The sequence below is a fragment of the Allobosea sp. CER48 genome (assembly GCF_044752385.1).
Classification (GTDB): domain Bacteria; phylum Pseudomonadota; class Alphaproteobacteria; order Rhizobiales; family Beijerinckiaceae; genus Allobosea.
The window spans coordinates 1-9,370 of sequence record NZ_JBIWYK010000084.1; the positions used below are offsets into that span (position 1 = coordinate 1).

Annotated in this window: 8 protein-coding genes and 1 pseudogene; 5 read left to right on the top strand and 4 right to left on the bottom strand. The window is 68.4% G+C overall.

All coding sequences use genetic code 11. The features are described from left to right. From ACIPIA_RS05370 to fabI, 3 genes are all read left to right on the top strand, one after another. A partial coding sequence (locus tag ACIPIA_RS05370) for an RT0821/Lpp0805 family surface protein (RefSeq protein WP_400507395.1) occupies positions 1-313 on the top strand: 313 nt, incomplete at its 5' end. Positions 314-465: 152 nt separating this feature from the next. Beyond that, positions 466-1,401: a DnaJ C-terminal domain-containing protein gene (locus tag ACIPIA_RS05375; RefSeq protein ID WP_400507397.1), complete on the top strand. Its 936-nt coding sequence runs from the start codon at positions 466-468 to the stop codon at positions 1,399-1,401. 165 nt (positions 1,402-1,566) lie between these two features. Beyond that, the gene (gene fabI / locus ACIPIA_RS05380) at positions 1,567-2,406 is read left to right on the top strand and encodes an enoyl-ACP reductase FabI (protein ID WP_400507400.1); all 840 of its coding nucleotides are present in this window, start codon (positions 1,567-1,569) and stop codon (positions 2,404-2,406) included. Positions 2,407-2,443: 37 nt separating this feature from the next. Here fabI and folK read toward each other — a convergent pair whose 3' ends face one another. The 3 genes from folK to folP are packed head-to-tail and all read right to left on the bottom strand — an operon-like array spanning position 2,444 to position 4,162. Then, positions 2,444-2,959 (bottom strand): 2-amino-4-hydroxy-6-hydroxymethyldihydropteridine diphosphokinase, encoded by a 516-nt coding sequence (gene folK / locus ACIPIA_RS05385; protein WP_400507401.1) that lies wholly within the window; start codon positions 2,957-2,959, stop codon positions 2,444-2,446. After that, positions 2,949-3,323 carry a dihydroneopterin aldolase gene (gene folB / locus ACIPIA_RS05390; protein WP_400507403.1) on the bottom strand — a complete coding sequence of 125 codons (375 nt, stop codon included), beginning with the start codon at positions 3,321-3,323 and terminating at the stop codon, positions 2,949-2,951. The genes folK and folB overlap by 11 nt, the downstream gene beginning before the upstream one ends. After that, the gene (folP, locus tag ACIPIA_RS05395; RefSeq protein WP_400507405.1) at positions 3,320-4,162 is read right to left on the bottom strand and encodes a dihydropteroate synthase; all 843 of its coding nucleotides are present in this window, start codon (positions 4,160-4,162) and stop codon (positions 3,320-3,322) included. The genes folB and folP overlap by 4 nt, the downstream gene beginning before the upstream one ends. Before the next feature lie 152 nt (positions 4,163-4,314). On the opposite strand from folP, the gene ACIPIA_RS05400 reads away from it, so the two are divergent. Together ACIPIA_RS05400 and ACIPIA_RS05405 are read left to right on the top strand one after the other, a co-directional pair. Further along, entirely contained in the window at positions 4,315-4,911 is a 597-nt protein-coding gene (locus ACIPIA_RS05400) for a histidine phosphatase family protein (protein ID WP_400507407.1), read from the top strand. 244 nt (positions 4,912-5,155) lie between these two features. Next, positions 5,156-9,175 carry a Pls/PosA family non-ribosomal peptide synthetase gene (locus ACIPIA_RS05405; protein WP_400507409.1) on the top strand — a complete coding sequence of 1,340 codons (4,020 nt, stop codon included), beginning with the start codon at positions 5,156-5,158 and terminating at the stop codon, positions 9,173-9,175. Positions 9,176-9,188: 13 nt separating this feature from the next. On the opposite strand, the pseudogene ACIPIA_RS05410 reads toward ACIPIA_RS05405, so the two are convergent. Continuing rightward, a pseudogene (locus tag ACIPIA_RS05410) lies at positions 9,189-9,370 on the bottom strand (hypothetical protein); the annotation flags it as partial.

Below are 9,370 nucleotides of genomic sequence, written 5' to 3' on the forward strand. Positions count from 1 at the left end.
GCCGGCTGCCCTCGCAAGCCTGCAGGCCGAGCTTGGCCCCGAGGATATGCGCCGCGCCGATGGCGCGATGAGCGTCGCGCTCGATCCGCAGGGCAACGGTGCCGCAGTGTCGTGGGACAACCCCCAGAGCGGCATCAAGGGCTCCTTCATACCCGTCGGCGGGCCGTTCCTGCGTTCGGACGAGATCTGCCGCGCCTTCATCGCCAGCGTTCAGACCCAGACCCGGCCGGTGAAGCTTCAGGGCACCGCATGCCGCCCCTCCGGCGGCGAATGGGCGGTGAAGGACGTCACGCCCTGGAAGGGTGTGGGCTGACGTCCGGCGTGCGCTTGCCTTGACTTCGCGACGGGTGCAGAAGGGCGCCCGAGAGGTGTTGCGCTCGCGCCACACCGTCCCCACATAGGTTCGGCGGACGGCTGGCGGTTTCGGCGCCGGCCGTTCGACTTTTCGTGGAAACGAGGTTCTGGATGCGCGATCCCTATCAGGTTCTGGGCGTCGCCCGCGGCGCGAGCGATGCGGAAATCAAGAAGGCCTTCCGCCGCCGCGCCAAGGAGCTGCACCCGGACCGCAACCGGGAGGATCCGAAGGCGCAGGACAAGTTCGCCGAGCTCAACACCGCCTACGAGGTCCTGGGCGACGAGGCCAAGCGCAAGCAGTTCGACCGCGGCGAAATCGATGCCGAGGGCAAGCCGAAGTTCCAGGGCTTCGAGGGCATGGGCGCCGGCCGCGGCGGGCGCAGCGGCGGCTTCGAGTTCCATTTCGGCCAGGGCGGCAATCCCTTCGGAGGGCGGGCCGGCAGCGCGGGTGGCAGCGGCGGCGACGCCGGCTTCGATGCCTCCGACATCTTTTCTTCGCTCTTCGGAGAGGCGAGCCGGCGCTCGCGCGGCCGGCCCGAGCCGCAGAAGCCGCCGGAGCAGAGCTTCACCCTCGAGGTGACTCTGGCGCAGGCCGCAACCGGCGGCGCCCGGCGGGTGAAGCTTCCGACCGGCCGCGAGGTCGAGATAACGATCCCCGAGGGCGTGAGCGACGGCAAGGTGATGCGCCTGCGCGGCCTCGGCCAGACCGATCCGTTCTCCGGCGAGGCCGGCGATGTGATGATGACGGTCAAGATCAAGCCCGATCCGCGCTTCACGGTCGACGGCAATGACCTGCGCTCCCGCGTGGCCGTTCCGCTCGCCAAGGCGGTGCTCGGCGGGCCGGTGCACGTGCCCACTTTGACCGGTGCCGTCGAGATGAACATTCCCCCGCTGACGGGCACGGCCAGGCAGTTCCGGCTGCGCGGCAAGGGGCTCAAGGGCGAGAAGGGCGCGGTCGGCGATCTCTTCGTCGCAATCGATATCGAGATGCCGGCGAGCGATGCCGAGCTGACGGCACTGATGAAGGCGCGCAGCGAAACCGACTAGGCTTCCCGGCGCGCGCGCCGGCCTTTCCGGCCCCGATCGGAGCAAAAATACCTCCGAACCGGGTCGGATGCGCGATTCAGCCGTGGAGGCCGGCGTCAAAAGCGGTTCCCACTTCCCTGCGACTGTTCTAAGAGACCTGCTCCTCGTTCACCCTGCGGGTCTCTCATGCCTGATTCCAACGCCGTTTCGCCGACCGCCAATCTCCTCAAGGGCAAGCGCGGGCTCGTGATGGGCGTCGCGAACAACCGATCCATCGCCTGGGGCATTGCCAAGGCCGCGGCCGACGCCGGCGCCGAGCTCGCCTTTACCTATCAGGGCGATGCGCTGAAGAAGCGGGTGGAGCCGCTGGCCAAGGAACTCGGCGGCCATGTCGTGGGGCATTGCGACGTCACGGACGGCGCGACGATCGACGCGGTCTTCTCCGAGATCGAGAAGCTCTGGGGCAAGCTCGATTTCGTCGTCCATTGCATCGCCTTCTCCGACAAGGACGAGCTGACCGGCCGCTATGTCGAGACCAGCGAGGCGAATTTCACCAAGTCCCTGCTGATCTCCTGCTACTCCTTCACCGCGATCACCCAGCGGGCCGAGAAGCTGATGACCGATGGTGGCTCGCTGCTGACGCTGACCTATTACGGCGCCGAGAAGTGGATGCCGCACTACAACGTCATGGGCGTCGCGAAGGCTGCGCTGGAGTCGAGCGTGCAGTATCTCGCCGCCGATCTCGGCCCCTCGAAGATCCGCGTCAACGCGATCTCCGCCGGCCCGATCAAGACGCTCGCTGCCTCCGGCATCGGCGATTTCCGCTACATCCTGCGCTGGAACGAATACAACTCGCCGCTGCGTCGCACGGTCACCATCGAGGAGGTCGGCGAGACCGCGGTCTTCCTGGTCTCCGACATGTCGCGCGGCATCACCGGCGAGATCATGCATGTCGACGCCGGCTACCATGTCGTCGGCATGAAGGTGCCGACCGCGCCGGACATCTCGCTCGACAAGGGCGAATGAGCGCGGGCATCGCGAGGCCGATGCCCGCGATGACGGGCTAGCCAGCCAGCATGGATTTCAGGCGATCCGTCGCGACATCGTCGCGGCGGATCGTTTCGTCTGTGGCGGCCGCAAGCAACTCGGCCACGGTCTGCCTGCCGATCAGGCGCTGCGGCAGGATCTCGGCGAGCGGCACCAGCACGAAGGCACGCTCGGGGATGCGGGGGTGCGGAATCTGCAGCCGCGCCTGATCGATGACGGCGTCGCCATAGGTCAGGATGTCGATGTCGAGCGTGCGCGGCCCCCAGCGCTCGCGGCGTTCGCGGCCGCCGGCACGCTCCAGTTCGAGGCAGAAGGCGAGCAGGTCCTGCGGGGCGAGCGACGTCTCGACCAGGGCCGCCATATTGAGGAATTCCGGCTGGTCGGTCTTGCCCCAGGGCGGCGTGCGATAGACCGATGACAACCGCCCGAGCGTAATCGACGGGTGATCGCGCAGCCCCTGCAGGGCCGCGGCGAAGGCCGCGACGGGGTCTCCCAGATTGCCGCCGAAGGCGAGCGCAGCCTCAACCTTCACGCCGGAACCTCAGCTGGATGCCGACCGAGCCGAGCGTCGCCGGGATCGGCGGCGCGGGCTTGCGCAGCGTGACCTCCACCGCGTCGACGGATGAGAAGGCGTCGAGGATCGCCAAGGCCACCGCGCGCGCCGCGCCTTCCAGCAGATGGTAGCGGCGGCCCGTGAAGGCCTCGTTCACAATGGCGACGGCGCGACCGTAGTCGACGGTGTCCGAGAGGCGGTCGCTGGCGGCGGCTGCGCGCAGGTCGACATCGAGGACGAGGTCCAGGACGAAGCGCTGACCGAGCCTTTCCTCTTCCGAGAAGAAGCCGTGATAGGCGTAGATATCGAGTTTCTCGATGAGGATGCGGCCGGTTTCGCTCACAGGTCTGCCTTCGTGGTGTCGTCGATCGCCGCCCAGGTCTTCAGCGCGTCGACATGCGGCGCGACGTCATGGGCGCGGATGATGGCGGCGCCGCGGCTGGCGCCGTAGAGATGGGCGGCGATGCTCGCGGCGAGCCGTTCGGCCGGGACGGTCCGGCCGGTGATGTGGCCCAGCGTCGATTTGCGCGAGGCGCCGAGCAGGACCGGGCAGCCGAGCTCGCCGAGCCGATCGAGACGGCGGATCAGGGCGAGGTTTTGGCCGATGGTCTTGCCGAAGCCGATCCCGGGATCGACGACGATCTGGGTTCGCGGCACGCCGGCCTGCACGGCGATCGCGATCGAGCGCTCGAGGAAGCGCAGCACGTCGTCGAAGATGTCCACCCCGGCGTCTATGGTCTCGCGGTTATGCATGAGGATGATCGGAGCGCCCGCCGCAGCCGCGACTGCGGCGATGCCTGGATCGCGCTGGGCTCCCCAGACATCGTTGACGATCGACGCTCCGGCGGCGAGGGCCGCCTCGGCCACCGCTGCCTTGTAGGTGTCGATCGAGATGGGCGTATCGAGGCGCGCCTTCAGCCCGGCGATCACGGGCAGCACGCGGGCCATCTCGCTCTCGGCATCGACGGCGGCATGGCCGGGCCGCGTCGACTCGCCGCCGACATCGATGAGCGCCGCGCCTTCGGCGGCAAGGCGCGCGCCATGCGCCACAGCCGATTCCGTGCCGGCGTGCAGGCCCCCATCCGAGAAGGAATCGGGCGTGACGTTGACGATGCCCATGACGAGCGGCAGCGCATCGAGTGCGAGGCTGCGGCAATCGGGCAAGGCGAGGGAGAGAGGCATTCGGTTCCGCCAGTGAATGGGCAAGGGCGCTATACACACCCCGTCCGCGATCGGCCACAGAAAGCGGCCGATTGTCGCTATGGGGCGGATGCATGGGGCTCGGCCGCCTTTGGCTTTTGACCTGGGCGCCATCAGCGTGCAGAAGCCCCGGCATGCTTCCGCTTTCGCTCCCCCACCGGCTCATCCTCGTCCGTCATGGCGAGACCGACTGGAATCGCGAGGGCCGCCTGCAAGGCGGGCAGGACATTCCGCTCAACGATCTCGGCCGGCGCCAGGCCGCGGAGGCCGCGGGGCGGCTCAAGGCGCTGGAGCCTGGTTATGCCGAGCTCGACTACATCGCGTCGCCGATGCAGCGGGCGCGCGAGACCATGGACATCCTGCGCCAGGAGCTCGAACTTCCGGCCGGCGCCTATGCGGTCGACGACCGCCTGCGTGAATTGACCTTCGGCGAGTGGGAAGGCTTCACCTGGCGCGACATCCGGAAGGCCGAGCGCGAGCAGGCGCATCTGCGTGAACGCGACAAATGGGGTTTCGTGCCGCCGGGAGGCGAGAGCTACCGGATGCTGGCCGAGCGAATCCGCCCGGTTCTGGAGGGGCTCCGGCGCGAGACGGTGATCGTCAGCCATGGCGGCGTGGCCCGGGCCATTCTGGCGCTGATCGGCGCGGTCGCGACGCAGGATGCTGCCAGGGTCGAGATCTGGCAGGGCAAGCTTCTCGTCATCACCGGCAGCAAGGCCGACTGGCTTTGAGCCCTGCGGCGGCGATGGCGCCGCCGCTGCATTCATCGCTGGTTCACGCGTGATTCCGCAGGGAGAATGTGCTAGCAAGGCAGCGTGAAGCGGCGGCCTGCCCGGCCGGGGGGCTCACGTGGACGGCGCCGCGCAGCAGCGACGATTCCGGGTTTCTTCATAAGGTGCGTGATAGGGCGTCACACGGTCGGGGCAGGGGGCTGCCGCGACGTCAGGGACCAGCCTTTCAGCGCAGCGGGGCGCGATGAACGATATGACGAAGCTGCCGGCGGCGTCTGATGCGGCCGGCGCCAATCCCCTTGCCATGCTGGCCGGCGAGAAGCGCCCCGATCTGATCCGCGATGAGGTTCTGGCCGAGATCTTTGCGGCCACGGTCGCGACACGGCCCGATCATCCTGCCCTGACCGACCGCGATCGCCGCCTCGTCTATGCCGAGGTCTGGGCGCAGGCCGGCCGGCAGGCGCGCGGCCTGCAGCTTGCCGGCGTCGGCCCGGGCGACATGGTCGGCCTGTGGATGCCGCGCGGCATCGATCTGCTCGTGGCCCAGATCGCGATCACGCGCGCGGGCGCGGCCTGGGTGCCCTTCGATGCCGAGGCGCCGGTCGAGCGCATCGCAACCTGCCTCAACGACGCCGACGCCAAAGGCATCGTCACCTGCGCCGGTTGGGCCGGGCGTGCCGAGGCGACGGAGCGGACCGTGTGGACGCCCGAGGGCCTCGCAGCGGGCGCCGACGGCTCGGAGACGCCGGCGCGGCCCGCGGGGCTGACCAAGGATCATCCCGCCTACCTCATCTACACCTCCGGCTCGACGGGCACGCCGAAGGCGATCGTCATCAGCCATCGCAACATCTGCCACTTCCTGCGCTCCGGAAATGCGCTCTACGGCATCGGGCCCGAGGATGTGGTGTTCCAGGGCGCCTCGGTCGCCTTCGACCTGTCGATGGAGGAGATCTGGACGCCGTATCTGGTGGGCGCGACGCTCTTCGTCGCCTCGCCGGAGATGATGGGCGATGCGGAAAAGTTGCCGGATATCCTGAACGAGGCCGGGGTGACGGTGATCGACACCGTGCCGACCCTGCTCGGCATGCTGCCCGCCGACGTGCCCTCGCTGAAGCTGATCCTGCTCGGTGGCGAGGCGCTGCCGCCGGCGATCGTGCAGAAATGGTCGAAGCCCGGCCGGCGCATCCTCAACACCTACGGTCCGACCGAGGCGACCGTGGTGGCGACAGCCGCCGACGTCGTTCCCGGCGAGACCGTCACGATCGGCAAGCCGATCCCGAACTACACCGCCTATATCGTCGGCGAGGACATGCATCTGCTCCATCCGGGCGAGCAGGGCGAGCTGCTGATCGGGGGCCCGGGCGTCGCCAAGGGCTATCACGGCCGTCCGGACCTGACGGCCGAGAAGTTCATCGCCAACCCCTTCGCGGGCGTCGCGGGCGAGGGCGACCCCGTTCTCTACCGCTCGGGCGACGCGGTCAGCCTCGACGCCAGCGGCAATATCGTCTTCCATGGCCGCATCGACGACCAGATCAAGATCCGCGGCTTTCGCGTCGAGCTCGGCGAGATCGAATCCAAGCTCGCCGATGAGCCGGGCGTCGCGCAGGCCGCAGTGGTGCTGCGCTCCGATGACGGGATCGAGCGACTGGTCGCCTTCGTGGTGCCGGAGCCGGGCGTCGCGGTCGATGGGCCTGCGCTGAGGGCCGCGCTGCGCGAGAAGCTGCCGCCCTACATGGTGCCGGCGCATTTCGAGGCGGCCGGCTCGCTGCCGCGCATGGTCTCCGGCAAGGTCGACCGCAAGATGCTGAAGGCGGCGCCGCTGACGGCGCCGAGCGCCGATGGCGAGCAGGAGCCGCCGCGCAATGCCACGGAAGCCGCGCTCCTCGACGCCGCAAGGCGCGTCCTCGGCACCGCGAGCCTGCCGCTGGAGGCGGATTTCTTCGTCGATCTCGGCGGGCATTCGCTGCTGGCGGCGCGCTTCATCTCGATCGTGCGCGAGACGCCGGCCTATGCCGGCATCACCCTGCAGGACGTCTATGCCGCACGCACGCTGCGGGCGATGGCGGCGCTGCTCGACGAGCGCGGAGCGGCGGTTGCCGAGGACCTTTCCTTCACGCCGCCGCCCTTCCTGCGCCGCTTCCTCTGCGGCCTGGCGCAGGCGGCGGTGCTGCCGGTGATCATCGGCCTGTCCACGGCGCAGTGGCTCGGCGTCTTCGTCACCTACATGATCCTGTCGGGCGAGGACCTGCCGCTGCTCGGCCAGATCGGCGCGCTGCTCGGCGTCTACATCATGATCATCCTCGTGACCGGCCTCATCGCCATCGCGCTGAAATGGATCGTGCTCGGCCGGACCAAGCCCGGCGTCTATCCACTCTGGGGTGTCTATTATTTCCGCTGGTGGTTCGCCGCGCGCGTGGCCGGCCTCGTCCACCTGAAATGGCTGCAGGGCACGCCGGTGATGCGGTTCTACTGGCGCCTGCTGGGCGCCAGGGTCGGGCGCGACGTCATCATCTCCGACTATGAAGCCGGCGCCATCGACCTGATCGAGATCGGCGACGGCACGAGCTTCGGCTCCAAGACCACCTTCGCCAACGGCGAGGCGATCGGCGACAAGCTGATCATCGGCCGCATCAGGATCGGCGCGGACGTTTCGGCGGGTGCCTCCGTCGTGCTCGGCCACGGGGCGGTGATCGGGAACCATGCCGAGATCGGCGACCTCACCGCCATTCCGCCCGGCGCCCATGTCGGTGAAGCGGAGATCTGGGACGGCACGCCCGGCCGCAAGATCGGCATGGTCGATCTGGCCGCCCTGCCGCCGCAGGCCGAGGCCTCGGCCGCGCGCCGCACGTTGCTGACGCTGTTCTACATCCTGATGCTGGTGGTGTTGCCGCCCGTCAGCCTCCTGCCGATCTTCCCGGCCTTCTGGCTGTTCGACAAGATCGACTACTTCATCGCCGGCTGGACCGACATCAGCTATCTCTGGTTCCTGCCGATCCTGACCTGGCCGACCGCGATCGGCCTCATCGCCTTCACCGTCCTGCTGATGGCGGGGCTGCGCTGGGCGATCCTGCCGCGCGTGACATCCGGCTCCTACTCGATCCATTCGAGCTTCTATGCGCGCAAATGGACCGTGGCGCTGGCGACCGAGGTGACGCTGGAGACGCTCTCCTCGCTCTTCGCCACCATCTACATGCGGGCCTGGTACCGGCTGATGGGCGCGCGCATCGGCAAGGGCGCGGAGATCTCGACCAATCTCTCGGGCCGCTACGATCTCACCGGCATCGGCGCGGGCAACTTCATCGCCGACGAAGTCGTCTTCGGCGACGAGGACATGCGCCGCGGCTATATGCGCCTGGATGCGACGCGCACCGGCGAGCAGGTCTTCGTCGGAAACGATGCGGTGGTGCCGCCGGGGGCCGTCATTCCCGACCGCGTGCTGATCGGCATCAAGTCGAAGCCACCCGCCAACGACCGGATGCAGCCGGGGGATACCTGGTTCGGCTCGCCGCCGATCAAGCTGCCGACGCGGCAGAAGGTCGATCTCGGTGCGGACTGGACCTACAAGCCGTCCTTCGCCAAGCAGTTCGGGCGCGGCGTCTTCGAGGCGCTGCACACCTCCTTCCCCTCGATGCTGTTCATCACCTTCGGCACCATCGCCGTCGACATGGTGCTGCAGCAGAAGATCAACGAGGGCGACTGGCTCGGCCTCGCTCTGTCCTTCATGGCCGTCGCGGTCCTCATCGCGGTGGCGCAGGCGCTGATCTGCGCGGCCGTGAAATGGCTGATGATGGGCGCCTACAAGCCGGTGATGAAGCCGATGTGGTCGTGGTGGGCGATGCGCACCGAGGCCGTAGCGGTGATGTACTGGGGCCTCGGCGGCAAGGTGCTGTTCGACTACCTGCGCGGCACGCCGTTCCTGCCCTGGTTCCTCACGCTGTTCGGCGCCAAGTACGGCAAGGGCGTCTGGCTGGATTCAACCGATATCACCGAGTTCGACTGCATCAAGGTCGGTGATTTCTGCACGGTGAACGCGCATTCGGCCCTGCAGACGCATCTGTACGAGGACCGCGTGATGAAGGTCGGTCGCGTCAGGCTCGGCAAGGGCGTCTGCGTCGGCGCAGGCGCAACGGTGCTCTATGACACCCATGTCGGCGACTACGCGCAGATTGGGCTTTTGACCGTGATCATGAAGGGCGAGAACCTGCCGGCGCACACACGCTGGGAGGGCGCGCCAGCCGTGCCGGCCAAGGCGCCGGCACACTGAAAGCCGCGGCGATCTAGCGGGCCGGGCCGAAGACCTTGTCCGCAAGGCCGGGTCGGCCGGCCAGCGGCAGGGCCCGCTCCGTGCCGACGAGCTCGCGGATCGCTCCCTTGGGAAGCTCCCCGAGATCGAGCCCGCCGATCCTGACGCGGACCAGGCGGAGCACGTCCGCTCCTGCCGCTTCCACGATCCGCCTGA